Raw genomic sequence first — 23,542 nt, forward strand, 5'->3', positions numbered from 1 at the left:
CGACTTTGATCACAGTTTGGACGCATTGCCGGCATCCGACAAGCCTCGCGATGTCGCATCTTGGATGTTGGCGCGCTTTCGGCTTGCAGCAGCCGCATAAAGTAGCCGCGTGTCGCAGCGCAGCAAATATGCAGACGCCCTCTCAGACTTCGGAAAGCTGCAGGCACCGCCGAAGAGAGGCTGTCAGCGCGGCAGGCGAGACGGAAGGGTTGGCTGGCTAATTTTCCCCGGCGGCGCGTGCAGCTTCATGGAATAGCCGCACGCGCATCAGATCCTTGGCGTGCGTGCCTTCCTTGTCTGTCCTCGTCTTCGAATCCACGCCGGCCGGCCTGACCGCGCGGATGGCCTGTGCGACGTTGTCAGGACCCAAGCCTCCGGCCAGGATGATGGGGATGCCGACCAGTTCGACGATCCGGCGGCTGATGCTCCAGTCGTGAGGCACGCCGATCGCACCGATCTGCCTGTCGGAGGGGCGATGACTGTCGAGCAGAAGATAGTCCGCTATGTGCTCATAGGTCCGGGCGATCTCGACGCTCTCCTCGCCACAAACCGGCACGCTCCGCATGATCAGACTATTGGGCAGCGCGGCCTTGATCATGGCGACCTCTGCGGGCCCGAGCAGTTCGGGTGCGGCTCCGAGATGAACGATCGCAGGCTTCAACATCCCTGCCCATTCGATGATCAACGCCGCTCGCGCCGTGAGAAACAGCGCCGAAAACCTTGCCGGCGTCACGATCGTAGCGGCGATGTCCGCCGCCAGAGCGAGCGGCAACTCGCGCGGAAATTCGCCGTCGCCGACAAGGATACCGACGTGATCAATTCCGATCTCCGAGACGGCGCGCGCTTCGTCCGGGCTGGAAATCTCGTAGATCTGGGTCAGCATGGCGAAGTTTCGGCCGGAACGGCGAAGACGAAATCATTCTTCCAGCGTGAATCCGACACGCAGGGTCACCTGATAGTGCCGAACCGCGCCATTCTCGATGTGGCCGCGCGTCTGCACCACCTCGAACCATTTCATCTCGCGAATGGTCTTCGACGCGCGGCTGATCGCGTTCTTGATCGCGTCCTCGATCGAGGTCTCGGACGATCCGACCAGGTCCAGGATCTTGTAGACATGATCTTTCTCGGCTGCAGGCATGATGGCCTCCCTGGTTGCGCTGCGGCACGCGTCGACGCGTGTGCTCCCATTTGAACGAGCGCCAGGCGGTCCGGTTCCGTCCTGCGCGATGGCCCGCATGCACCAGCCGAGGTGGAGCGGCCGGCGTCCGCCTGCTAAGCGCTATCCATGGATTCGGCGCGGCGCGACAGGACGATCGGCTCTCTCTGCCTCGGTGTGACGGCGTTCGGCTGGGCGTTGAACTGGCCGCTGATGAAGCTGCTGCTCCAGCAATGGCCGCCCCTGTTCGCACGTGGCCTTGCCGGGATCTGCGCCTCGCTCATTCTCGGTGCGCTGGTGCTGAGCCGGAAGGAATCATTCGCCGTGCCGCGCGAGGCGGTCCCGCGGCTGCTGTTTGCGACCTTCACCAATGTCTTTGCCTGGATGGGTCTCGGCACGGTCGCGATGAAGTATGTGACCGTGAGCGAGGGCGCTCTGCTCGCCTATACAATGCCAATCTGGGCGATGCTGTTTGCCTGGCCGGTGTTGCACACGCGGCCGGCCGCAAGGGATATTTTCGGGCTGGTCCTTGGCGTTGCCGGCGTCACGCTGCTCCTGAGCGGCAACGGCTTTGCATTCAGCGCCGACAAGCTGCTGGGCATTGTGCTGGCGCTGCTCTGCGCCATCCTGTTCGCGCTCGGCAACGTGCTCAACCGCAAGCCGCTGCCGATGCCGCCGCTGGTCGTCGTCGCCTGGCAGGTCGGGCTCGGCTGCGCCGCGATGCTGATTCTCGGCGTCTTGTTCGAGCGTCCTGATATCACCGCGATTACCCCGCTGGGGCTCGGCTGCTTTGTCTATATGACGCTGGTGCCGATGGGCATCTGCTACGTCACCTGGTTCGAGACGCTGCGCCGTCTGCCACCGACCTCGGCCTCGACCGGCATGCTGATCGTTCCCGTGATCGGCGTGGTCTCCGCCGCCATCATTCTGGGCGAGCCGCTGGGCTATCGCGAATGGACGGCGATGGCGCTCACGCTCGGCGGCGTGACGCTCGCCTTGCAGCGGGGATAGAGACGCTGTTGTGGGCCTGCGCAGGCTGCGCCCCACGATCGCCGATAGCGGGAAACGCACACGAGTCGGCGTCGGAGCAGCGCGTGTTTCATCACGCCGAAGCATGGCGTTGTCGGCGGGAACGCCCGACTGCGACCAATAGCGGGCTTGCGCCGAAAACGCGACACGTTTCACCTCAGCTCGCTGAGAGGGGCCTCTCTGTGCTCCGTCACGACACTGCAGCAGCCCATGCAACGAGAGAACCAGAAGCTCTCTCTTTGATCTCCGTCAACGCGTCAGATCATATAGCCGACACACTATATTCATGTCGCAAGCTTCAATGCTCAAACGAGCCCTGCTCCTGTTGGGTGAAACCCCATCCTCCGAAGCCGCGCGTCGTCACGCTTTCAGCTTGGCGAAGCAAACTGGTGCCGAGTTGGCTGGACTCGCCGGCGTCGACCTGACTTCGATCGAAGCGCCGACGCTCGGAGGCATTGGCACGTCGGCCTATAAGGCCCGACTGGAGGAGCGGTTCACCAGGCAGGCCGTTGACGCCCGCCAACGGTTGCATGACGCGTTCGAATTGGAGTGCCGAGATCACCAGCTGCCCTTTGAATGGCTCTCGTTCGAAGGCGATCCGGCGGCTACGCTCCTCCTCGCGACGGAGACGAGAGACCTGGTGATCACCGGCCATGACACGGCGTTCTGCGGCACCGCCAACACGCGGCTGTCTGAAGTGATTGCCAGATTGTTGCTGATAACTCCGCGACCGGTAATTGTCTGTCCGGACGAGCTTCCAGGGGGCAGCGATATTCTGATCGCTTATGACGGCAGCTTCCCGGCCATGCGGGCAGTCCAGATGTTTGTACTTCTTGGAATCGGGTACGGGAAGCGCATCTGCGTAACTTCGATCGATGCAAGTCAGGAGCTGGCTGCCCGTCGGGTGGCTGCAGCGGCGGGGTATCTTCGAAGTCATGGATACGAGGTAGATGCGAATCCGATCAGTTCCCGGACGCATCCTGCAGAGGTCATCAATATTGAAATCGCGGACAGGAGAATAGAATCGCTGGTCATGGGCGCCTATGGGCATCGTGGGTTTCGGGAGGCTCTGTTCGGCTCGACCACGGGCTTCTTGATGGAGAGCCCGCAATGCGTGGTGTTTCTTTACCACTAGCGATTCGGTAGAACGATCCCGGCTTCCTCGACACAGTCACATTCTTCCCGAACCAAGCCGCATGGTCCAGATGCCGTAGCAGGTGCAGCTCCGAACGCGATTCGTGCCTGAACGAGGCCAGAAGTGGGTTCCTTTCATCATCTGCCGGCGGACGAGGTTCTGAGAGAACTAAGCGTTGAGCGGGAGGGGCTGAGCGAAGCTGAAGCCGCCGACCGGCTCCGCCGCCATGGGCCAAATCGTTTGCCGGAACCGGCATACAATACACTATTGGCGGTTTTCATTGCGCAGTTCCGAAGTCCGTTCATCTACCTTCTGTTCGCTGCGGGTGCGGTAGCGCTAAGCATCGGTCACGTCACGGATGCAGCATTCATCGCCGCGGTCCTGGTGCTCAACGCCGGGATTGGCACATTCCAGGAATGGAGGGCCGAGACGCGAGCCCGGGCGCTCAAGGCTCTCATTAAGGCAAGCGTCAGCGTGTGGCGGGGCGGGGCGTTACAGCGATTGCCTAGCGAGGCTCTGGTTCCAGGCGACATCGTGCAAGTCGAAAGTGGTGAAAGGATCGCGGCCGACCTTCGCCTCATCGAAAGCCGGAATTTGAGTATCGATGAAAGCCTGCTTACCGGGGAATCGCTTGCCGTGGTCAAGCAGCCGATGGCCCGCGTTGCCTCTGATGCAGTCATTTCAGATCGCGTGACGATGCTGCATGCGGGGACCACGGTGCAGACCGGACGCGGGCTCGGCGTCGTTGTAAGCACCGGGAGTGGTACGGTCGTTGGCCAATTGGCGGCATCGCTCGACAGGCCTGAACCGCAGCCCCCGCTGATCCGGAGGATGGCGCGGTTCACCCGCCAGCTTGGATTTGTGATGGTCGCGGTGGTGGCCCTCATTGCCACAATGGAAGCACTTCGGGGCGTGCCCGCGACTGACATATTATTGCTGTCGATCGCGTTGATCGTCTCGGCAATCCCCGAAGGCCTTCCGGTCGCGATGACAGTCGCTCTGTCAATCGCCATGCATCGCATGGGATTGCGCAACGTGGTGGTTCGCCATTTGCCCGCGGTAGAGGGGTTAGGCGCCTGCACCCTCATTGCCACGGACAAGACCGGCACACTGACGCTCAATCGGCTCACCATCGAGCGGGTCTGGGTCGCGGGCCGGGGCGACGTCTCGCTGGCCGACGAAGCGGCTCGAGCGATGCTGAGTGCCGGCGCACATGCCAGCGAAATGCCGGCAGGAAGCGGCGAAGTGCTCATCGGCGATGCCGTCGACCTTGCATTTTTTGCGGCGGTGACGAGTCTCGGATCGGACGGCTTCGCGCACTCCCGGCCCGTCGATCGCCTCCCTTACGAACCGGAGAAACGGTTTGCCGCCTCCTTCCACGAGGACGGGAGCGCCCTGGTGGTATATGTAAAGGGAGCCCCTGAGACCGTCGCCTCGTTTTGTGGGAATGCCGACAACGAGGCATTGGCCGCGGCAGAACGCATGTCAGCCGACGGGTATCGCGTGATCGCTGTCGCAGCAGGGCGCGTTGTACTGCGAGCGGAACACGGCCTGACCGGATTGCGGCTGCTCGGCTTTGCGGGCCTCATCGACCCGCTGCGCCCGGAGGCCAGAGAGGCCATCGGCGCCGCGCAGTGCGCCGGCATCCGAATTGTCATGGTTACAGGTGATCACCCCTTAACGGCGCTCGCCATCGCGCGGCAACTCGGCTTGGCGCATGAGCCGGAAGAGGTCGTGACCGGGGCCGATCTTGCTCGGCTTCGGGATAAGGCGCTCGATGATACGATTGCGGCCGCGCGTGTATTCGCAAGAACGGAGCCGCTTCAAAAGCTGACGATCGTCGAAAGTTTGCGCCGGCAGAACCATGTCGTAGCCGTTACCGGCGATGGCATCAACGATGCGCCAGCCCTTCACGCGGCAGATATCGGCATCGCGATGGGAAAGGGCGGCACTGACGTGGCGCGAGACGCAGCCGATCTCATTCTCACAGACGACAACTTCGCCTCCATTGTTGCGGGCATCGAGGAAGGACGGATCGCCTACGACAACGTTCGCAAGGTCATTGCGCTCCTCATTTCGACCGGCGCCGCGGAGATTCTGCTGATGCTGCTCTCGACAAGTTTTGGTTTGCCACCCCCGCTCACCGCAGTACAGCTCCTTTGGCTCAACTTGATCACGAACGGATTGCAGGATGTTGCGCTCGCTTTCGAGAAGGCGGAGCCAGACGTCTTGCAGCGCAGGCCACGCGACGCGAACGCAGCGATTTTCGACGCCCGGATGATAGAACAAGTTGTGCTTAGCGGGGCCGCCATCGGGCTCACTGCTTTCACGGCATACGTGCTGATGCTGCGCAATGGCGTATCACATGTGGCCGCCCAAGGCGCCATCTTGTGGCTCTTGGTTTGGTGTGAGAACGCACACGCTTTCAATTGCCGCTCGGAATTGCGCTCGGCTTTTCAAATTCCGATCGCCAGCAACCCGTTTCTTGTCGCTGCGGTGATTGGAACACAAGTTCTGCAACTGGCCGTGCTGGCGATCCCGCCCCTGCGTGAAATGCTTTCGCTTCAGGCGATGACGTGGCTCGACGCACTCCAACTGGCTGTTGGCGGTCTCGGCATCCTGGCCGTGATGGAGCTCTACAAATGGTCGCGGCGGACTGCAGATCGCAGGCGGCTCGGTCTCTCTACGCTGCATTGACGAGGTGTTGAGCATGGAGTGATCGGCTGGTGTTGCGTTGACCTGTTAGCGAGAAGCCTGCAAGCGCATGCTTGTCGGGAGATTCGCGTGTTTGCTCTCTCCATCGGCGGGATGTCGGCCTATCTGAGGCGACCGCCGCCGTTCTCTCTGCGCAACCGGCGAGCATATCCAAGCCCCCAAGCGAGACCGAGCACGGCGGAAACGACTGAGCCCATGAGAACACCGAGTTTCGTCGCGTTTAGGAGATCTGCATCGGAAAAAGCGAGCGTGGCGATGAAGATGGACATGGTGAAGCCGATGCCGGCCAACAGACCAACCAGACAGACGCCAGCCCAGGAAACGCCGGGTGCCAGCCGACACCAGCCCAGACGTACTGCAATCCAGCTCGCACCGATCACGCCGAGCGGTTTGCCAATGCACAAGGCGAGTACCACGCCCAGCGTTGCGAACCAGGCTCCGACGGGAAGCTTGGCGTCAGTGAGCGTGATGCCGGCATTCGCCAATGCGAACAGAGGCATGACGCCGTAAGCCACCCAAGGATGCAGTGCCGTTTGAACGCGCACGACGGGCGGCAAAATCTCACGATGAGCGATTCGAAGCTGCCGCAGAGGCGACTCCAGGCGATGTGCATCCTTGGTTCTGACGGCATCGCTGCTACGCAGTTCCTCAGCCACGCGAGACACCACTTTCAGCGGATGCTCCCGCATCGGGATGGACCGTACGGGCGTCATCAGGCCGAGTATCACACCTGCGAGAGTCGGATGGGCGCCCGTTATGAGAAGCCCGCTCCAGACGATCGCACCCGGCAAGAGATAGGCGGGGGCAGAGCCAACCCCGATCCGCTGCAACCCCAGAACCATCAGGATGCCCAGCAACACAACGATGAACCCGGCGTATTGGAGACCCTCGGAGTAGAAGAAGGCAATGATCAGCACCGCGATGACGTCGTCGATGATGGCCAGAGCCAGCAGGAAAACTCGCACATTGACAGGGATTGATCGCCCAAGCAGCGCGAGCACGCCCACGGCAAAGGCGATGTCTGTCGCGGTCGGTACAGCCCAGCCGAGTCTGCGCGCCGGATCTATATTGAAGCTGATGAAAATGATTGCGGGGACAATGACTCCGCCGAAAGCTGCGACGACCGGCAAGATCGCCTGATCAAACCTGCTCAGCGTACCTTCGTGAATTTCACGCTTGATCTCCATGCCTACGACAAGGAAGAAGATCGCCATCAGTGCATCGTTGATCCAGTGGTGCAGCGACCGGGAGATGACGAAGTTCCCCAGCCCTATCGAGAGCGACTGATCCCAGAGAGCATGATATCCGTGTGCGAAGGGGGAATTGGCCCACACCAGCGCGGCGGCTGCCGCAATCAGGAGCATGACGCCGCTGACGGCCTCGACATGCAAGAAGCGCTGCAACGTCGCGAATGCCTGTTCGGCAATGAGTTGGGCTCGAGGCAGGTCTTCGGCTGGTGGTTGATGGCTCACGGGAGGCGCGCTTTCCGCGTGGCGGCCCGACCATCGCTTGACCTGTCGCTGTTGCATACAGCGAACACCCGAACGCCGTTCTATACATCGATTGGAATAAGGCAACTAGATTCGAGCGTGCGTCCGCGCAAGCTAAACCGTCCCAAACGTCGCGACCAAAGTGCGCGACGCCATCGGCTCTTACGCCTTGTCCCCGCAGCTCGTCCTACGGATCCAGCTCCGTATCCCAGTACAGATAGTCGAGCCAGCTATCGTGCAGGTAGTTCGGCGGGAAGAGGCGGCCGTTGCGGTGGAGCTGGTGCACGGTGGGCGCGAACGCGTTCTGGCGCGGAAACATCCTTGCTTGCGCCGGGGTGAGATTGCCCTTGCGCAGGTTACACGGCGAGCACGCCGCGACCACGTTCTCCCAGGTGGTCTGGCCGCCCTTGCTGCGCGGGATGATGTGATCGAAAGTGAGGTCTTCGGGCGAGCCGCAATATTGGCAGGCGAATCGATCGCGCAGGAAGACGTTGAACCGGGTGAAGGCGGGGTGGGTGGTCGGCTTGACGAAGGATTTGAGCGAGACGACGCTCGGCAGCTGCATCTGCAGGGTGGGACTGTGGACCGCCTGATCGTAATGAGCGACGATGTTGACGCGGTCGAGGAACACCGCCTTGATCGCGTCCTGCCACGACCACAACGACAGTGGGTAGTAACTCAGCGGCCGGAAGTCCGCATTCAGCACCAACACCGGCCAACTGCCTTGCGAGACATGTGCGTTCAAGTAACGCTCCCGGCCTCCAATATACGCTGCGAAGCAGCATGTACTCACATACTACATGCAGCGTGACGGGATTGTGAAGCCCGTTGAGCGACTTATTCAAGCGCAAGCAATGCGGCGGCGGGGTGGCAAAAATGCTCAAAAAGCCGCGATCCCGGGGGCGTACGGAACCGCTCGCCCCAGCGTCGTGATCGCCCTTCCGCGGCAGCTACTCCCGTACCCGCTCCAGCTTCTGCAGGCACCGCGTCGTGCGCACCGCGGCCGGCATCTCCTCGTCCGGAAAACTGGTCTCCCAGTTGGTGACGCCGACCTCGCCGACATAGATGTCGCCCTTCGAGTCCAGCGCGATGCCATGCGGCGCGAGGAATTTGCCGCTGGCAACGCCCGGGCCCTCCTCGCCGCCAAGCCGTGCGATGCGATTTCCCTTGGCGTCCACGATCGACAGTCGCGGGCCGAGATTGGGCACATTGCGGTTGATGGCGAGGCCGGGGCCGAGCTCGCCGATGACGAAGGTCGGGCTCCTGGCCCCGCCGCAGCAGCACAGTGCGCAGGGCCGATGCAGATTGTTCCACTGCGTCTCATACTTGCCCTCGCCGTTGAACACCTGCACGCGATGGTTCTCGCGGTCGGCGACATAGACCCAGCCGTCGGCATCGGTGGCGATATTGTGCACGATGTTGAACTGGCCGGGGTCGGTGCCGGGCTCGCCCCAGCTTTTGATCAGCTTGCCGTCGGGGGTGAATTTGTGCACGCGCGCATTGCCATAGCCGTCCGAGACGTAGATCTCCCCCTTCGGCGACAGCGCGGTATGGGTGCAGCGGTGGAACGGCTCGCCGCTCATGAACGGCGCCGGCTTTGCCGGGATGCCGATCGTGAGCAGCACCTTGCCGTCGGTGGTGCATTTGCGCACGGTGTGGTCGCCGTCGTCGGTGCAATAGAGATTGTCGTCGGCATCGATGTGCAGGCCATGCGCACGGGAGAACAGTCCCTCGCCCCAGCTGCGCAGGAAATTGCCGTCGCGGTCCAGCACCACCATCGGATGGGCGCCGCGGTTGAAGACGTAGACGCGATCCTTGCTGTCGACCGCGACCGAGGCGACGTCGGTGAGCTGCCAGCCGTCGGGAAGTTTCGCGAAGTTTTCGACGACGCGGTAGCGGTGTTCGCCGGTGCCGAGAATGGCTGGCATTGATTTCTCCTCTTGTCATTCCTGGGCGCGCGAAGCGTGAACCCGGAATCCATCGTACGGCATTTTCGCGGATGAATGGATTCCGGGCTCGCACAGACTCGCGTCCCGGAATGACGGCTGTGGCTAGGTTCGCCCCAAAATCCCTTCCTCGACCGCCTTGATCTGGAGCGCGAGATATTTCGAGTTGATCCGGCATTGTGCGAGGCTGCCGGCGATGAACCAGAGGCCGGGCTGCTTCGTGCGCGCATACATGTTGCGGAGCTCGAAGCCCTCGCCAAAGCCCCAGATCGGACCGACCCGGTCGGCGATGGCATCGCCGAACAGCTGACGCACCAGATATTCCTGCGGCTTGTAGCCGGTCGAGAGCACGATGAGGTCGGCTGCAATGGTCGAGCCGTCTTTCATCCGCGCGCCTTCGGTGACGAAGCTCTCGATCTCGGAGAACTGCCTGAGCCTGATCTTGCCCTCGACGATCAGGTTGGAGCAGCCGACGTTGAAATAGTAGCCGCCGCCGCGGGTGAGGTATTTGAACTGCCAGCCGGTGCCGGCCTCGCCGAAGTCGAGCTTGAAGCCGACACGGCGGAGGCCGTCGAGCAGCTCCTTGTCGAGCTCCCTGGATTGCTCGGTCAGCATGACATGCGTCTTCTTCGCCAGCGGCGTCGGCATCGAGGCCGCGATCAGATCATTGTCCTCGAGCGTGCCTTCATTATAGGTCGCATAGGCGAGTTGCGCCGACGGCTCGATATTGGTGACCAGCGTCGGCGACCGCTGCACCAGCGTCACCTCGGCGCCGCTGGAATAGAGATCCTGCGCGATGTCGTGGCCGCTGTTGCCGGTGCCGATGACGATGGCGCGCTTGCCTGTCCAGTTCTCGCCGTCCTCGTAGCGGCTGGAATGCAGCAGCGCGCCGTTGAAATTGTCGAGAGTCGGAATGTCAGGCACATTGGCGATGCCGCTGACGCCGGTCGCCATCACCACGTGACGCGGATGCATGGTGCGCTTGCTGCCGTCGGGGCGGCGCAGCGTCACGGTCCAGTGGCCGCTGGCCTCGTCATAGGCGCCGCCTTCGAACTCGGTGCCGGTCCAGAAGTTCAGCTCCATGGCATCGACATAGGCTTCGAACCAGTTGGCGAGTTTGTCCTTGGGGATATAGGTCGGCCAGCTCGGCGGGAACGGCATGTAGGGCAGGTGATTGACCTGCACCTGATTGTGCAGCGTCAGCGCATGGTAACGCTTGCGCCAATTGTCGCCGATCCGGGCCTCGCGATCGACGACTAGCGTGTCGACCTTCAACTGCTTCAGCCGCGCCGCGATCGCGAGCCCGGCCTGGCCGCCGCCGACCACCAGCACGGCTGGATCGCGGTCGGCATAGTCGCGCGAGGCGTTGCGCAGGTCGAGCCAGTTCGGCCCGCGGAAATCGCGCGAATAGGCCTGGCCGCGGGGCCGCGAGGTGCCGAGCTGCTCCTCGAAGCCCTTGAGCTCATCGAGGGCGGTCAGCAGCGTCCATGCCTTCAACCGGTCGCCGTCGGCGCTGTCAGGTACGAGCCGCAGGATACCGCTGCCGCGGCCGTGCGCGGTCTCGAAATTGAAGATCGCCTCGATGGTGTTGGTGCCGGCGCGCGTCACCCAGCGCGGCGGCGCGCGGTTGGGCGCGATCTTGAAGTTCGTCGGTGTCGCCCTGGGTGCGAGCGCCGTCAGCTCACGCGCGATTGCGTCGCCGCCTGCAATTGTTTGCAGGTTCCAGCTCAACGCCAGCACATCGCGCCAAAAGCTGTCGGCGAGGAAGAGGCGGTCCAGCGCGGCGGGATCGGACTTGCCCAGTATGCGCTCGAACGCGTCGAGCCAGTCTTGCGCGGCGACGGAAATATCCTTCGTCCTGTCCAGCATGCACGACCTCGTGGCCATCTGCGCGGCGTTTCCCTTGAGATTGAACGCTATACCGGTTCGCCGGCAGCCAAAAGCGCTTTACCCGAGCAGCGAAAGCATGTGGCCCTGCTCAGGCGGAATACACGCGTCAGGCCGAGAGCACGCCCTCGCGCTTCTTCACGGCGCGATAGTAGCTCCACCACAGATGCGCGGCCGCGCCGCGCAGCGGACGCCAGGGTTCGGCGAGCGGGGCCATCTGCTTCTCGGTCGGCCGCTCCTTCAGACCGAGTCCGATACGGATGCCCTCCTGCACGGCGAGGTCGCCGGCCGGCCAGGCGTCGCCGTGGCCGAGGCAGAACAGCAGGTAGACGTCGGCGGTCCAGGGGCCGATGCCGGGCAGCGCGATCAGCGTGTGATGGGCGGCATCGGCATCTTCCTCCGCGAGCACATCGAGGTTCAGCCGCTCGGCGGCGATTTCGCGTGCCAGATGCTTCAGCGTCTTGATCTTCGCGGCGGAGAGGCCGAGCCGCCCCAGCCGGTCGGTGCGGGCGCGGCGCACAGTGTCATGGTCGAACGGATCGAACGCGGCCGACAGCCGACCCCAGATCGCCGCGGCACTCGCGGTCGAGAGCTGCTGCCCGCAGACGATGTGCGCAAGGCCCGTAAAGCCCGGCTCGCGACGTCGCAAGGCCGGCATGCCCGCGATCTCGAGCACGGGCTTGAGGCGCGGATCGCGCTTGATCAGCGCATAGACGGCCTCTTCGAGATCGGACTGCGTTTCGAGGTGGATGGTCATGATGGTCCGACAAGCTCTCCGACGTCATGGCCGGGCTTGTCCCGGTCATCCACGTCCTTCTAACCGTGATGTATTGTCTAGCATGAGCGGTGGTCGTGGTGTTTGTCCGGCACCTTGACATGATCGGCAGGAGGCACCGAAGAACGTGGGTGGCCGGGACAAGCCCGGCCATGACGAGATATGTCGCCTGATGCCACCCGTTTTCCGATTTGCCCCCAGCCCCAACGGCCTCCTGCATCTCGGCCACGCCTATTCTGCGCTGCTCAACTTCGAGCGCGCGCGTGAGGCCGGCGGCCGGCTGTTGCTGCGGATCGAGGACATCGACGTGGCGCGCTGCCGGCCGGAATATGAGACGGCGATCTACGAGGATCTCGCCTGGCTCGGAATTGCCTGGGAAACGCCGGTGCGCCGGCAGTCCGAACATCTCGCCGACTATCGCGCCGCGCTGGAAAAGCTCTCTGCGCTCGGTCTCGTCTATCCCGCCTTCGAAAGCCGCGCCGAGATCGCAAGGCTCGTCGCCGCGCGCGAGGTGGACGGGCTGTGGCCGCGCGATCCCGACGGTGCGCCGCTTTATCCCGGCGACGCCAAATCATTGTCGGCTGACGAACGGTCGCATTTGATTGCATCAGGCGCGCCTTATGCGCTGCGGCTCGACATGCAGGCCGCCTGCCGCCGTGCCGCCCGTCTGAGCTGGAATGAGCTCGGCGAGGGGCCGGACGGCGAGCGCGGCATCGTCCCGGCGCGGCCGGAGGCGTGGGGCGACGTGATCCTGGCCCGCAAGGAGACGCCGACCAGCTACCATCTGTCGGTGGTGGTCGACGACGCGCTCCAAGGCGTCAGCGAGATCGTGCGGGGCCAGGACCTGTTTTACGCCACCTCGGTGCACCGCTTGCTCCAGGTCCTGCTCGGCCTGCCCGAGCCCGCCTACCGCCATCACCGGCTGATTCGCGATGAGGCGGGTCGGAAGCTGTCGAAATCGAGCCGGTCGACCGGTCTGCGCGCCTTGCGTGCGGCCGGCGTCACGCCTGTCCGCATCCGCCAGCTGGTGGGATTAGGTTAAGTTTCTCTGGGGGTTAGCAAAACGTCGCCGTGACTCCGGGTGTTCCTCCGTGCCATGCTCGGCCCGCGCGGGGTTCGAAGAGAGTACTTCGAAGGGGATTCATGGCGGCGAAAACGCGTCCAGTGCGCACCACACGGACGTCCAGGCGGCTGCCTCGGAAGCGGTCCGGGGCGGCCGGAAAGGTGCGCAAGCGCAGCACCAGGGCGGTCGCGCCGGACGTGGTCCAGGCGGCGCTGGCCGCCTTTGCCCATGAGGTCCGCACCCCCCTGACCGGCATTCTGGCGATCAGCGATCTGCTCGCCACGTCCGATCTCGGCGAACGGGAGCGGCGGTGGGCCGATACCATCAAGGCCGGCGCCGAGCATCTTGCGAGTCTTGCCACGCTGTTTGTGGATGCCGCCAGAACCGGCAAGGGAACGGCGAAGGGCGGAAGCGCGCTGCGGCAGGACCTGTTCGATCTACGGACGCTCGCCCGCAGCGCCGGCGATTCGCTGGCCGGCCGCGCCGCCGCCAAAGGTCTCCAGGCCGAGGTCGGGATATCCGAAAAACTCCCTGGACTCGTGGTCGGTGATCCCGTCCGCCTGCGCGCTGCGCTCGAGAACCTGATCGACAATGCCGTGAAATTCACCGATCAGGGCGGCGTGGCGCTCGCAGTCGAGCCGTGGCGTCCCGCCAAGGTCAAGGCAAAGGGCAAGGGTAGGGGCAGGGTCGGCGTCGCCTTTGCGGTGTCCGACAGCGGCATCGGCCTCACCATGGCCGAGATCAAGCGGCTGTTCCGCCCGTTCACCCAGGCCAATGTCACCATCGCCTCACGCTTCGGCGGCGCCGGCTTGGGGCTCTCCTCGGTCAAGCAATTGGCGCGTGCGATGGGCGGCGATATCGCCGTCGCTCCGCGCCGAGGCGGCGGCGCCACCTTCACGTTGACGGTGTCGCTGGATGCCACGGGATCCGGCAAAAGCCGCAAGGCGCAGGGCGGCGGCGGGCCCGAGGCGGTCGCGGGCCTTCACGTGCTCAGCGTCGAGGACAATCCGTTCGGCCGCGTCGTGCTCAACACGATCCTGACCGAGCTCGGCCATCAAGCCGAGTTCATCGGGCGCGGCGAGGACGCGGTCGGCCGGCTGGAGCAGGGCGCGTTCGACGCGGTGCTGATGGACATGGTGCTGCCGGGCATCGACGGTATCGAGGCCATCAGGCGGATCCGCGCGCTGTCGACGCCGCTGGCTCGGATCCCGATCATCGGCGTGTCCGGCCGCGGGGAGGACGAGGCAGCTTCGCGCGCGGCCGGCGCCGACGCCTTCCTGGTCAAGCCTGTGTCTCCGCGGGCTTTAGCGACTGCGCTGCTTGAAGCGACACGCCATGAGGAAGCCGCGACTTGATGATCGCGGCGTTGAGCTCACCGCCGTAAACGAAGATCGCGGCGATGAAATACAGGAACACCAGCGCGATGATCACCGAAGCGAGCCCCGCATACATGGTCACGTAGTTGTTGGCGAAGCGCGCCAGATACTGTCCGAAGACGACGCCGGAGACCAGCGACGCCACCACCGTGAAGATGATGCCCGGCATGATCTGGAGGAAGCTTCGCCGTCCCGCAGGCAGCCAGGCGTGCAGGATGAACAGCGCCACCACCAGCGCGCTGATGGTGATACCGTAGCGCAGCCAGGTGAGAATGCTTTCGTTCGATTCGACGAACAGGGGAATGTGGCGCCGCGCGGCCTCGATGATCAGCGGACCGAGCACGATCAGGAACGCCATCGCGAGGGCAGTGAAGGCGGCAATCAGCGTATAGGCAATCGATTCCAACCGTAGCCAGTACCAGCGCCGCATCTCCACCACGGCGTAGGCGCGGTTGAGCGCGACCCGCAGCGCCTCGACGCCGTTGGAGGCGAAATAGACCGACAGCGCCGCGCCGATGGTCAGAATGCCGGTGCGGGTCGTGGTCAGCACGTCATGCACCTCGCCCGAGATCGAATCGGCGACCTGCTTGGGCCAGACCTGGAGCATCAGGCCGGCCGCCTGGTCGGCGAGTTCTTTGGAGCCGAAGACGCCGGCGAGCGAGGTCAGCACGATCAGGAACGGGAACAGCGCCATCAGCGTCGACAGCGCGATGTGGCTTGCGATCGCCCAGCCGTCATCGGCAAGGAACGTGTAGAACGCATCCATCACGACGTCGTAGATGTAGCGGATCGCTTTCACGGCTTGCCCTGTACTGCTCCCTCCTCCCGCTTGCGGGCGGAGGGGAAGACGGTCGGCGAGGGACACAAATCGGAAATCATTTGGGCAGCTTCTGACATTATTGGCTCAAAAGCCAGATCGCGAAGCGCCTCGCCGTCATTCCGGGGCGCGCGAAGCGCGAGCCCGGAATCCATCTAGCCGCAGCGCAAGTGGCGCGATGGATTCCGGGCTCGACGCGCCGGCTTCGCTTCGCTCGGTCCCGCCGCATCGCCCCGGAATGACGAACTGGGGAGATGGCGGACCGCCGCACGCGGTGTTATCTACGTCCCATGGCATCTCTCCTGAGTACTTTCATCCTGCCGGCGGCCGCCGGCGCCGTGGCGCTGGTGCTGCTGCTCGGGCTCATCAACATGATGCGCGGCGGCTCGCCCAACACCTCGCAGAAGCTGATGCGCTGGCGCGTGCTGCTGCAGTTCGTGGCGATCATCATCGCGATGCTCGCGGTCTGGGCGATGGGGCGCTAGGACATGATCCGGACCCGAAGGGCCGCGTTAGCGCAAAGTGCGAAGCGGTTTTCCGACAGGATCATGCTCCAAAATTAAGAGGCCTCTCCATGGTCGTACTCAATCGCATCTACACGAAGACCGGTGACGACGGTACGACGGCGCTCGGAACCGGCGAACGACGTCCGAAATACGATCTGCGCATCGAGGCCTATGGCACCGTTGACGAGACCAATGCCGCGATCGGCGTGGTCAGGCTCCACACCTCCGGCATGCCCGAACTCGATGCAATGCTCGGTCGCATCCAGAATGATCTGTTCGATCTCGGCGCCGATCTCGCCGTGCCCGAACGGGAGGGGAAAGCCGAGCGGCTGCGGGTGGTGACGAGCCAGGTCGAGCGGCTCGAGCGCGACATCGACACGCTCAACGACAAGCTCGCGCCGCTGACCTCCTTCGTGCTTCCCGGCGGCACGCCGTCCGCTGCCTGCCTGCATGTGGCACGCACGATATGCCGCAGGGCGGAACGCGTGATCGTGGAACTGGCGGCCCGGCCCGGCGAGCCGGTCAGCACGGCTGGCATCCAATATATGAATCGCCTGTCCGACTTTCTGTTCGTGGCCAGCCGGGCCGCTAACGGCAATGGCGCCGGCGACGTGCTTTGGGTTCCCGGCCAGAACCGCTGACCCATCGAGCTCCCGCATTTCAGAAGGCCAAAATTAGACCTGTTCGCGCGTTGACCGGGGCAGATCAGGCCTTTAGGTTCCGCGCCAGTTGATAACCCCCCTCCCAAATTGAGTGAAAGAGGATCGATGAAGGTCTTAGTGCCGGTAAAGCGGGTGGTCGATTACAACGTCAAGGTCCGCGTCAAGAGCGATGGATCGGGCGTTGAACTCGCCAACGTCAAGATGTCCATGAACCCGTTCGACGAAATCGCGGTCGAGGAAGCGCTGCGCCTGAAGGAAGGCGGCAAGGCCACCGAGGTCGTGGTGGTCTCCATTGGACCTGCGCAGGCATCGGAGACGATCCGCACCGGACTTGCGATGGGCGCCGACCGCGGCATCCTGGTGAAAGCGGAAGGCGCAGTCGAGCCGCTCGCGGTCGCCAAGATCCTGAAGAAGGTCGCCGACGAAGAGCAGCCGGGCCTCATCATTCTCGGCAAGCAGGCGATCGACGACGACTCGAACCAGACCGGCCAGATGCTGGCCGCGCTGCTCGGCTGGTCGCAGGCGACGTTCGCCTCGAAGCTCGAGGTCGAAGGCTCCGATTTCAAGGTCACCCGCGAAGTCGATGGCGGCCTGCAGACCGTGAAGCTGAAAGGACCGGCGATCGTCACCACCGATCTCCGCCTCAACGAGCCGCGCTACGCCTCGCTGCCCAACATCATGAAGGCCAAGAAGAAGCCGATCGCAGAGAAGACCGTCGCCGACTACGGCGTCGACGTCACCGCGCGTCTCGAGGTTCTCAAGACGACGGAGCCGGCGGGCCGCAAGGCCGGCGTCAAGGTCAAGGACGTCGCCGAGCTCGTGTCCAAACTCAAGAACGAAGCCGGGGTGCTCTGATGACGACGCTTCTGATTGCCGAACACGACAATGCGTCGCTCAAGGATGCGACCAACAAGGCCCTGACCGCGGCTGCCGCGCTCGGTGCGGATGTCGAGGTGCTGGTCGCCGGCCAGAACGCCAAGGGCGCGGCGGATGCCGCTGCCAAGCTCGCCGGCGTCAAGAAGGTGCTGCTCGCCGACGGCGACCTCTACGCGCACGATCTTGCCGAGCCGCTGGCTGCACTGGTCGTGTCGCTGGCGTCCGGCTATGACGCGATCGTCGCGCCGGCGACCTCGCGCTTCAAGAACGTGATGCCCCGCATCGCCGCTCTGCTCGACGTCATGCAGGTCTCGGAGATCATCAAGGTGGTCGCGCCCGATACCTTCGAGCGCCCGATCTATGCCGGCAACGCCATCCAGACGGTGAAGTCGAAGGACGCCAAGAAGGTCATCACGGTGCGGACCTCGACCTTCGCCGCAGCGGGCGAGGGTGGCAGCGCCGCGGTCGAGAACGTGGCGGCGGCCGCCGATCCAGGCTTGTCGTCGTTCGTCGGCGAGGAGGTTGCCAAGAGCGATCGTCCCGAGCTGACCTCGGCCAAGATCATCGTCTCCGGCGGCCGTGCCATGCAGAGCCGCGAGAACTTCGCCAAATACATCGAGCCGCTCGCCGACAAGCTCGGCGCCGGCGTCGGTGCCTCGCGCGCGGCGGTCGATGCGGGCTATGCGCCGAACGACTGGCAGGTCGGGCAGACCGGCAAGGTCGTGGCGCCCGAGCTCTATGTCGCGGTCGGCATTTCCGGCGCCATCCAGCATCTGGCCGGCATGAAAGACTCCAAGGTGATCGTTGCGATCAACAAGGACGAGGACGCACCGATCTTCCAGGTTGCCGATTACGGCCTGGTCGCCGATCTCTACCAGGCGGTTCCGGAGCTGACGGCCGAACTCGGCAAGCTCGGCAAGTAAAAGGCATCGAAAACACCGGCCGGAGGTATACACTCCGGCCGGTGTTGCATTTCTGAGGCGTTTTCTTTGGCGTGGGCGCGCCTTCGAGGCGATCCAATCTAGGTTTCGAGCCAAGGTTCTGATTAAATCGGACCTCCCGGCTCAAGGGGATAGGCAGGGTGCGCTCGTCGCGCGCCGTTCCGGTGGATGACATGATGGCGGCAGTGATCAAGAAGGTCGGCGTGATCGGCGCGGGTCAGATGGGCAATGGCATCGCGCATGTCGCGGCGCTCGCCGGCTTCGACGTGGTGCTCAACGACGTCTCGCCCGACCGCCTCAAGTCGGGCATGGCCACCATCAACGGCAATCTGGCGCGCCAGGTCTCCAAGAAGGCCGTCACCGAGGACGACAAGGTCAAGGCGATGGCGCGCATCACGCCCGCCGAAAAACTCGACGACCTCGCCGATTGCGACCTCGTCATCGAGACCGCGGTCGAGAAGGAAGAGGTCAAGCGCAAGATCTTCCACGAGCTCTGCGCGGTGTTGAAGCCGGAGGCGATCGTCGCCTCCGATACGTCCTCGATCTCGATCACGCGGCTTGCCGCCGCCACCGACCGCCCGGAGCGTTTCATCGGCATTCACTTCATGAATCCGGTGCCGCTGATGGAGCTGGTCGAGCTGATCCGCGGCATCGCCACCGACGACTCCACCTTCGAGACTGCCAAGGAATTCGTCGGCAAGCTCGGCAAGCAGGTCGCGGTCTCCGAGGATTTCCCGGCCTTCATCGTCAACCGCATCCTGCTGCCGATGATCAACGAGGCGATCTACACGCTGTACGAAGGCGTCGGCAATGTCGAGGCGATCGACGCCGCGATGAAGCTCGGGGCCCACCATCCCATGGGCCCGCTCGAGCTCGCCGATTTCATCGGCCTCGATACCTGCCTCTCCATCATGCAGGTGCTGCACGAGGGGCTGGCGGATTCCAAATACCGCCCGTGCCCGCTGCTGGTGAAATACGTCGAGGCCGGCTGGCTCGGCCGCAAGACCCAGCGCGGCTTCTACGACTACCGCGGCGCCAAGCCGGTTCCGACGCGCTGATCCGCTTCGTGTCAATTCATGTCGCGTTAACCTCTCGCGCCTAGGTTACGGCCGGTAAGAGGGTTCGCGTAATGGACATGATGGCGATGGTCAGCACCATGCTGGCCGCTCAGCAAGGCGCGCTGCAATCGAATATCGCGGCGACGCTGACCAAGCAGAACATGGACATGGAAAAGTCGACCGTCCTCACGCTGATGGGCGCGGGCCAACCCTCGCTGGCCAATGTCGGCCCCGGCGTCGGCGGCAATCTCAACGTCACCGCCTGAATTCCTAAAGCGATGCGGCGGCCTTGCCCGTCGCGGCCCGGATCAGCTTGAGCGCGTCCTCGCTCGCCCATTCCGCCGGCCCCGCAATCGTCGCGATCTCACAGCCCTGCGGATCGACCAGCACCGAGGTCGGCATCCCAAGTGCCCGGCCTATAGCCTTAAGGTCCTGGAAAACCTTGGCTTTCTGGTCGCTGAAATAGCCGAGCCGGGTCAGGTTGGCCTCTTTCAGGAAGGTCTTGGGCTTGTCCGGGTCGCGTGTGTCGATATTGATCGCCACCACCTCGAAATTCGGGCCCGACAGCTTGCCCTGGAGCTCGTCCAGCGCCGGCATCTCCTTGCGGCAGGGCACGCACCAGGTCGCCCAGAGGTTCACCAGCAATATCTTGCCGCGGAAGTCGGACAGCTTTTTCGGCCTGCCGTCGGCGTCCTCGAAGGCGAGGTCGGGCAGCTTCAGCGGGGCACTCGCCATGGTCAGCGCCGCCACCTCGCCATGGGCGAGTGGCGCGATCTTCTGCGCGGTCGCGACCGCCGAGCGGCAGGCGGGATCGCCGCTAGGCGACCGGCCCAGACCGAGCCCATACAGCGCGGCGAAGCCGGCCAGTCCTCCGATCGCCACGGTGGCGATGACGAGGGGGATGCGGCGCGTGGCGGAGGGCTTCTTGTCGAGCATATCGTTTGTCATCCGGTCGCAGATATGGCTATCAGGGGCCTCTTAATACGGCTGGTCGTGGCCAGCAAACGTGGCTAGCGACAGGCAAGCGTGAGCAGGGGATCATGAGCAACAAGATGTGGGGCGGCCGGTTCTCGGAACGTCCCGACGAGATCATGGAAGAGATCAACGTCTCCATCGACGTCGATCGTCACCTCTTCGCCCAGGACATTGCCGCGTCCAAGGCCCACGCTGCGATGCTGGCCACGCAGGGCATCATCACGGCCTCTGATGCGAAAAATATCGGCAAGGGTCTAGACACGATTTTGTCAGAGATCGGCAAGGGTGGCTTCGAATTCAAGCGCGCGCTCGAGGACATCCATATGAATGTTGAGAGCCGCCTGTCGGAGCTGATCGGCCCCGCCGCCGGCCGCCTGCATACGGCGCGCTCGCGCAACGACCAGGTCGCGACTGATTTCCGCCTGTTCGTCCGCGACGTCATCGACGAGACCGATGCCGCGCTCGCTGCGTTCCAGCAGGTGCTGGTCGAGCGTGCCCTGGAGCATGCCGGCACCGTGATGCCCGGCTTCACGCATCTGCAGACCGCGCAGCCCGTCACCTTCGGCCACCATTTGCTCGCCTATGTCGAGATGGCCGCGCGCGACCGCGGCCGTTTCCAAGATGCGCGCAAGCGGCTGAACGAATCCCCGCTCGGCGCGGCCGCGCTCGCCGGGACCTCGTTCCCGATCGACCGCCACGCCACCGCCAAGGCGCTCCTCTTCGACCGCCCCATGGCGAACTCGCTCGACGCGGTCTCCGATCGCGACTTCGTGCTGGAGACACTGTCGGCGGCCTCGATCTGCGCCGTGCACATGTCGCGCTTTGCCGAGGAGATCGTGATCTGGACCTCGCCGCTGGTCGGCCTGATCCGCCTCAGCGACAAGTTCACCACCGGCTCTTCGATCATGCCGCAGAAGCGCAACCCCGATGCCGCCGAGCTCGTGCGCGCCAAGACCGGCCGCGTCATCGGCGCGCTCAACGGCCTCCTGATCGTCATGAAGGGCCTGCCGCTCGCCTATCAAAAGGACATGCAGGAGGACAAGCAGGGTGCCATGGAGGGCTTCGCCGCGCTGTCGCTGGCGATCCGCGCCATGACCGGCATGGTCCGCGACCTCGTTCCGGATGAAGCCAAGATGAAAGCGGCGGCGGGCGAGGGCTACGCCACCGCGACCGACCTCGCCGACTGGCTGGTGCGGACGCTGAAGATGCCGTTCCGCGAGGCCCATCACGTCACCGGCCGCATCGTCGCCAAGGCCGCCGAGGGGGGCGTCGCGCTGCACGAGCTGCCGCTCAAGGAGATGCAGGCGATCGAGCCCAAAATCACCAAGGACGTGTTCGGCGTGCTCTCGGTCGAATCGTCGGTGAAGAGCCGCACCAGCTTCGGCGGCACCGCGCCGAAGAACGTCGCGTCCCAGGCCAAGGCCTGGGCGAAGCGGCTGGAAAAAGAGCGAAAATCGGGCTGAGGGCAAAATTTCGCTTATGTTTCATGGTCATCCGGCTCTCGCCAGAGCGCGCCAATCTCTGTATGGTGCGCGCCGCGTAGTGGGGATTTCGTCGTGACGTCAAAGTTTCGCCCGGCCGGCTCGGGGTGGGCCATCATTGTCTTGAGCCTGACGGCGCTCGCGCTTGCCGGCTGCGGCCGAAAGGGCCCGCTCGACTTGCCGCCGACCGCCTCCACGGCCGGCGGTGCCGCACCTCTTGATTCCGAGGCCGAAGCTCAGAGGACGCCGAGCGTGTTCAATCCCACCTACGGTGCGGATGCCGCGCCCGCGGCGGCCAAGGGCAGGAAGAAACCGTTTATTCTCGACCCGCTCCTGGACGAACCTCCCGGCAGGAAATAAGCCGGGACAACCGAGCCTGCGCCATGAACCATTTCGACTATCGCAACGGCGTTCTGCACGCCGAGGCGGTGAACCTGTCCGAGCTGGCCGCCACCGTCGGCACGCCGTTCTATTGCTATTCGACCGCGACGCTGGAGCGGCACTACCGCGTCTTCGCCGATGCTTTCGCCGGCGAGAAGGCGCTGGTCTGCTACGCCATGAAGGCGAACTCCAACCAGTCGGTGCTTCGCACGCTGGCCAAGCTCGGCGCCGGCGCCGACGTCGTCTCCGGCGGTGAATTGAAGCGCGCGCTGGCTGCCGGTTTCCCGGCCAGCAAGATCGTGTTCTCCGGCGTCGGCAAGACGGAAGAGGAGCTGCGCGCCGCGCTTGCCGCCGACATCCTCTGCCTCAACGTGGAATCCGAGCCCGAGCTCGACTCGTTGTCGCGCCTTGCGACCGAGATGGGCAAGACCGCGCGGATCTCGCTCCGCGTCAATCCGGACGTCGATGCCGGCACGCATGCCAAGATTTCGACCGGCAAGTCCGAGAACAAGTTCGGCATCCCGATCGCGCATGCGCGCGAGGTCTATGCGCGCGCCGCCAGGCTCCCCGGCATCGAGGTGACCGGCACCGACGTGCATATCGGCAGCCAGATCACCGACCTCTCCAACATGGAGACCGCGTTCCGCATCCTCGCCGAATTCGTGCAGACGCTGCGGGCAGACGGCCACAACATTAATCACGTCGATTTCGGCGGCGGTCTCGGCATCCCCTATGACATGGACCGCGAGGCGCCGCCGGCACCCGACGCCTATGCCGCCATGGTCAAGCGCGTCAGCCACAATCTCGGCTGCACGCTGATGTTCGAGCCGGGCCGCATGATCGTCGGCAATGCCGGCATCCTGGTTGCCAAGGTCATCTATGTGAAGCACGGCGACGGCAAGAACTTCGTCATCATCGACGCCGCCATGAACGACCTGATCCGCCCGACGCTGTATGAGGCCTATCACGACATCCTGCCGGTGAGGCAGCCGGCCAAGGGCGCCGCCACGATCATGGCCGACGTCGTCGGCCCGGTCTGCGAGACCGGCGACTATCTCGCCCTCGACCGCTCGCTGCCGGCGCCAAAGCCCGGAGATCTCCTCGCCATCATGACCGCAGGCGCCTATGGCGCGGTGCAGGCCGGCACCTACAACACCCGGCCGCTGGTGCCCGAGGTGCTGGTGAAGGACGACCAATACGCTGTGGTGCGCCCGCGCGTAGAGGTCGAGCAGCTCATCGCGATGGATAAGCCCGCACCGTGGCTGTGAGGGGC

At 64.1% G+C, this 23,542-nt stretch carries 23 protein-coding genes; 14 read left to right on the forward strand and 9 right to left on the reverse strand.

The window, feature by feature from the left end; all coding sequences use genetic code 11:
- Positions 1–217: 217 nt before the first annotated feature.
- Together ACSHT2_RS23765 and ACSHT2_RS23770 are read right to left on the reverse strand one after the other, a co-directional pair.
- Positions 218–883 (reverse strand): phosphoribosylanthranilate isomerase, encoded by a 666-nt coding sequence (locus ACSHT2_RS23765; RefSeq protein WP_440636901.1) that lies wholly within the window; start codon positions 881–883, stop codon positions 218–220.
- 33 nt (positions 884–916) lie between these two features.
- Entirely contained in the window at positions 917–1,138 is a 222-nt protein-coding gene (locus tag ACSHT2_RS23770; protein WP_124161345.1) for a dodecin, read from the reverse strand.
- 147 nt (positions 1,139–1,285) lie between these two features.
- Here ACSHT2_RS23770 and ACSHT2_RS23775 point away from each other — a divergent pair, with 147 nt between their 5' ends.
- The 3 genes from ACSHT2_RS23775 (at position 1,286) to ACSHT2_RS23785 (ending at position 6,017) form a co-directional block, all read left to right on the forward strand.
- A complete protein-coding gene (locus tag ACSHT2_RS23775; protein ID WP_440636903.1) occupies positions 1,286–2,167 on the forward strand; it encodes a DMT family transporter in 882 nt (293 codons plus the stop codon).
- A gap of 319 nt (positions 2,168–2,486) precedes the next feature.
- Positions 2,487–3,320, forward strand: coding sequence for a universal stress protein (locus tag ACSHT2_RS23780; RefSeq protein ID WP_440636905.1), 834 nt, complete (start codon positions 2,487–2,489; stop codon positions 3,318–3,320).
- Positions 3,321–3,443: 123 nt separating this feature from the next.
- Positions 3,444–6,017 (forward strand): cation-translocating P-type ATPase, encoded by a 2,574-nt coding sequence (locus ACSHT2_RS23785; protein ID WP_440636906.1) that lies wholly within the window; start codon positions 3,444–3,446, stop codon positions 6,015–6,017.
- A 119-nt stretch (positions 6,018–6,136) separates the two neighbouring features.
- Here the strand turns inward: ACSHT2_RS23785 and nhaA are convergent, their stop codons facing one another.
- The 5 genes from nhaA to ACSHT2_RS23810 form a co-directional block, all read right to left on the reverse strand.
- Positions 6,137–7,507, reverse strand: coding sequence for a Na+/H+ antiporter NhaA (gene nhaA, locus ACSHT2_RS23790; protein WP_440636907.1), 1,371 nt, complete (start codon positions 7,505–7,507; stop codon positions 6,137–6,139).
- Between the two features lie 205 nt (positions 7,508–7,712).
- Complete coding sequence (locus ACSHT2_RS23795; protein ID WP_061880676.1) at positions 7,713–8,270, reverse strand: HNH endonuclease; 558 nt, start codon at positions 8,268–8,270, stop codon at positions 7,713–7,715.
- A 205-nt stretch (positions 8,271–8,475) separates the two neighbouring features.
- Entirely contained in the window at positions 8,476–9,453 is a 978-nt protein-coding gene (locus tag ACSHT2_RS23800; RefSeq protein WP_440636909.1) for a peptidyl-alpha-hydroxyglycine alpha-amidating lyase family protein, read from the reverse strand.
- A 123-nt stretch (positions 9,454–9,576) separates the two neighbouring features.
- On the reverse strand, positions 9,577–11,340 hold the full coding sequence (locus tag ACSHT2_RS23805) for a flavin-containing monooxygenase (RefSeq protein ID WP_440636910.1): 1,764 nt from the start codon (positions 11,338–11,340) through the stop codon (positions 9,577–9,579).
- 127 nt (positions 11,341–11,467) lie between these two features.
- Positions 11,468–12,115 (reverse strand): DNA-3-methyladenine glycosylase family protein, encoded by a 648-nt coding sequence (locus ACSHT2_RS23810; protein ID WP_440636911.1) that lies wholly within the window; start codon positions 12,113–12,115, stop codon positions 11,468–11,470.
- A gap of 190 nt (positions 12,116–12,305) precedes the next feature.
- Here ACSHT2_RS23810 and gluQRS point away from each other — a divergent pair, with 190 nt between their 5' ends.
- Together gluQRS and ACSHT2_RS23820 are read left to right on the forward strand one after the other, a co-directional pair.
- Complete coding sequence (gene gluQRS, locus ACSHT2_RS23815) at positions 12,306–13,175, forward strand: tRNA glutamyl-Q(34) synthetase GluQRS (RefSeq protein WP_440636912.1); 870 nt, start codon at positions 12,306–12,308, stop codon at positions 13,173–13,175.
- Positions 13,176–13,276: 101 nt separating this feature from the next.
- Positions 13,277–14,551 carry an ATP-binding protein gene (locus ACSHT2_RS23820; protein WP_440636913.1) on the forward strand — a complete coding sequence of 425 codons (1,275 nt, stop codon included), beginning with the start codon at positions 13,277–13,279 and terminating at the stop codon, positions 14,549–14,551.
- Here ACSHT2_RS23820 and ACSHT2_RS23825 read toward each other — a convergent pair.
- Positions 14,478–15,371 carry a YihY/virulence factor BrkB family protein gene (locus tag ACSHT2_RS23825; RefSeq protein ID WP_440636914.1) on the reverse strand — a complete coding sequence of 298 codons (894 nt, stop codon included), beginning with the start codon at positions 15,369–15,371 and terminating at the stop codon, positions 14,478–14,480. The two genes, ACSHT2_RS23820 and ACSHT2_RS23825, sit on opposite strands and share 74 nt — an antisense overlap.
- A 308-nt stretch (positions 15,372–15,679) precedes the next feature.
- Between ACSHT2_RS23825 and ACSHT2_RS23830 the strand changes: the two genes are divergently transcribed.
- The 6 genes from ACSHT2_RS23830 (at position 15,680) to ACSHT2_RS23855 (ending at position 19,698) form a co-directional block, all read left to right on the forward strand.
- Positions 15,680–15,874, forward strand: coding sequence for a twin transmembrane helix small protein (locus ACSHT2_RS23830; RefSeq protein ID WP_028178512.1), 195 nt, complete (start codon positions 15,680–15,682; stop codon positions 15,872–15,874).
- Positions 15,875–15,963: 89 nt separating this feature from the next.
- Positions 15,964–16,536 (forward strand): cob(I)yrinic acid a,c-diamide adenosyltransferase, encoded by a 573-nt coding sequence (locus tag ACSHT2_RS23835; RefSeq protein WP_440636915.1) that lies wholly within the window; start codon positions 15,964–15,966, stop codon positions 16,534–16,536.
- A 126-nt stretch (positions 16,537–16,662) separates the two neighbouring features.
- The gene (locus tag ACSHT2_RS23840; RefSeq protein ID WP_440636916.1) at positions 16,663–17,412 is read left to right on the forward strand and encodes an electron transfer flavoprotein subunit beta/FixA family protein; all 750 of its coding nucleotides are present in this window, start codon (positions 16,663–16,665) and stop codon (positions 17,410–17,412) included.
- Positions 17,412–18,356, forward strand: coding sequence for an electron transfer flavoprotein subunit alpha/FixB family protein (locus ACSHT2_RS23845; protein ID WP_440636918.1), 945 nt, complete (start codon positions 17,412–17,414; stop codon positions 18,354–18,356). The genes ACSHT2_RS23840 and ACSHT2_RS23845 overlap by 1 nt, the downstream gene beginning before the upstream one ends.
- Before the next feature lie 194 nt (positions 18,357–18,550).
- A complete protein-coding gene (locus tag ACSHT2_RS23850) occupies positions 18,551–19,432 on the forward strand; it encodes a 3-hydroxybutyryl-CoA dehydrogenase (RefSeq protein ID WP_131869409.1) in 882 nt (293 codons plus the stop codon).
- 71 nt (positions 19,433–19,503) lie between these two features.
- On the forward strand, positions 19,504–19,698 hold the full coding sequence (locus ACSHT2_RS23855; RefSeq protein ID WP_028182113.1) for a hypothetical protein: 195 nt from the start codon (positions 19,504–19,506) through the stop codon (positions 19,696–19,698).
- A 4-nt stretch (positions 19,699–19,702) separates the two neighbouring features.
- Here the strand turns inward: ACSHT2_RS23855 and tlpA are convergent, their stop codons facing one another.
- Positions 19,703–20,368, reverse strand: coding sequence for a thiol:disulfide interchange protein TlpA (gene tlpA, locus ACSHT2_RS23860; RefSeq protein WP_440642913.1), 666 nt, complete (start codon positions 20,366–20,368; stop codon positions 19,703–19,705).
- Positions 20,369–20,472: 104 nt separating this feature from the next.
- Here tlpA and argH point away from each other — a divergent pair, with 104 nt between their 5' ends.
- The 3 genes from argH to lysA all read left to right on the forward strand — a co-directional run bounded on the left by argH (position 20,473) and on the right by lysA (position 23,537).
- Positions 20,473–21,870 carry an argininosuccinate lyase gene (gene argH / locus ACSHT2_RS23865; RefSeq protein ID WP_440636919.1) on the forward strand — a complete coding sequence of 466 codons (1,398 nt, stop codon included), beginning with the start codon at positions 20,473–20,475 and terminating at the stop codon, positions 21,868–21,870.
- Between the two features lie 93 nt (positions 21,871–21,963).
- Entirely contained in the window at positions 21,964–22,248 is a 285-nt protein-coding gene (gene lptM / locus ACSHT2_RS23870; RefSeq protein WP_440636920.1) for an LPS translocon maturation chaperone LptM, read from the forward strand.
- Between the two features lie 23 nt (positions 22,249–22,271).
- Entirely contained in the window at positions 22,272–23,537 is a 1,266-nt protein-coding gene (lysA, locus tag ACSHT2_RS23875) for a diaminopimelate decarboxylase (RefSeq protein ID WP_440636921.1), read from the forward strand.
- Positions 23,538–23,542: the final 5 nt, after the last annotated feature.

Origin of the sequence: Bradyrhizobium sp. PUT101 (genome assembly GCF_052043945.1) — a bacterium.
GTDB lineage: Bacteria > Pseudomonadota > Alphaproteobacteria > Rhizobiales > Xanthobacteraceae > Bradyrhizobium.

Coding starts and splice junctions, on each gene's coding strand:
- ACSHT2_RS23765 (WP_440636901.1), bottom strand. CDS start 883: ATGCTGACCCAGATCTACGAGATTTCCAGCCCGGACGAAGCGCGCGCC.
- ACSHT2_RS23770 (WP_124161345.1), bottom strand. CDS start 1,138: ATGCCTGCAGCCGAGAAAGATCATGTCTACAAGATCCTGGACCTGGTC.
- ACSHT2_RS23775 (WP_440636903.1), top strand. CDS start 1,286: ATGGATTCGGCGCGGCGCGACAGGACGATCGGCTCTCTCTGCCTCGGT.
- ACSHT2_RS23780 (WP_440636905.1), top strand. CDS start 2,487: ATGCTCAAACGAGCCCTGCTCCTGTTGGGTGAAACCCCATCCTCCGAA.
- ACSHT2_RS23800 (WP_440636909.1), bottom strand. CDS start 9,453: ATGCCAGCCATTCTCGGCACCGGCGAACACCGCTACCGCGTCGTCGAA.
- ACSHT2_RS23805 (WP_440636910.1), bottom strand. CDS start 11,340: ATGCTGGACAGGACGAAGGATATTTCCGTCGCCGCGCAAGACTGGCTC.
- ACSHT2_RS23810 (WP_440636911.1), bottom strand. CDS start 12,115: ATGACCATCCACCTCGAAACGCAGTCCGATCTCGAAGAGGCCGTCTAT.
- gluQRS (WP_440636912.1), top strand. CDS start 12,306: ATGCCACCCGTTTTCCGATTTGCCCCCAGCCCCAACGGCCTCCTGCAT.
- ACSHT2_RS23820 (WP_440636913.1), top strand. CDS start 13,277: ATGGCGGCGAAAACGCGTCCAGTGCGCACCACACGGACGTCCAGGCGG.
- ACSHT2_RS23830 (WP_028178512.1), top strand. CDS start 15,680: ATGGCATCTCTCCTGAGTACTTTCATCCTGCCGGCGGCCGCCGGCGCC.
- ACSHT2_RS23835 (WP_440636915.1), top strand. CDS start 15,964: ATGGTCGTACTCAATCGCATCTACACGAAGACCGGTGACGACGGTACG.
- ACSHT2_RS23840 (WP_440636916.1), top strand. CDS start 16,663: ATGAAGGTCTTAGTGCCGGTAAAGCGGGTGGTCGATTACAACGTCAAG.
- ACSHT2_RS23845 (WP_440636918.1), top strand. CDS start 17,412: ATGACGACGCTTCTGATTGCCGAACACGACAATGCGTCGCTCAAGGAT.
- ACSHT2_RS23850 (WP_131869409.1), top strand. CDS start 18,551: ATGGCGGCAGTGATCAAGAAGGTCGGCGTGATCGGCGCGGGTCAGATG.
- ACSHT2_RS23855 (WP_028182113.1), top strand. CDS start 19,504: ATGGACATGATGGCGATGGTCAGCACCATGCTGGCCGCTCAGCAAGGC.
- tlpA (WP_440642913.1), bottom strand. CDS start 20,368: ATGCTCGACAAGAAGCCCTCCGCCACGCGCCGCATCCCCCTCGTCATC.
- argH (WP_440636919.1), top strand. CDS start 20,473: ATGAGCAACAAGATGTGGGGCGGCCGGTTCTCGGAACGTCCCGACGAG.
- lysA (WP_440636921.1), top strand. CDS start 22,272: ATGAACCATTTCGACTATCGCAACGGCGTTCTGCACGCCGAGGCGGTG.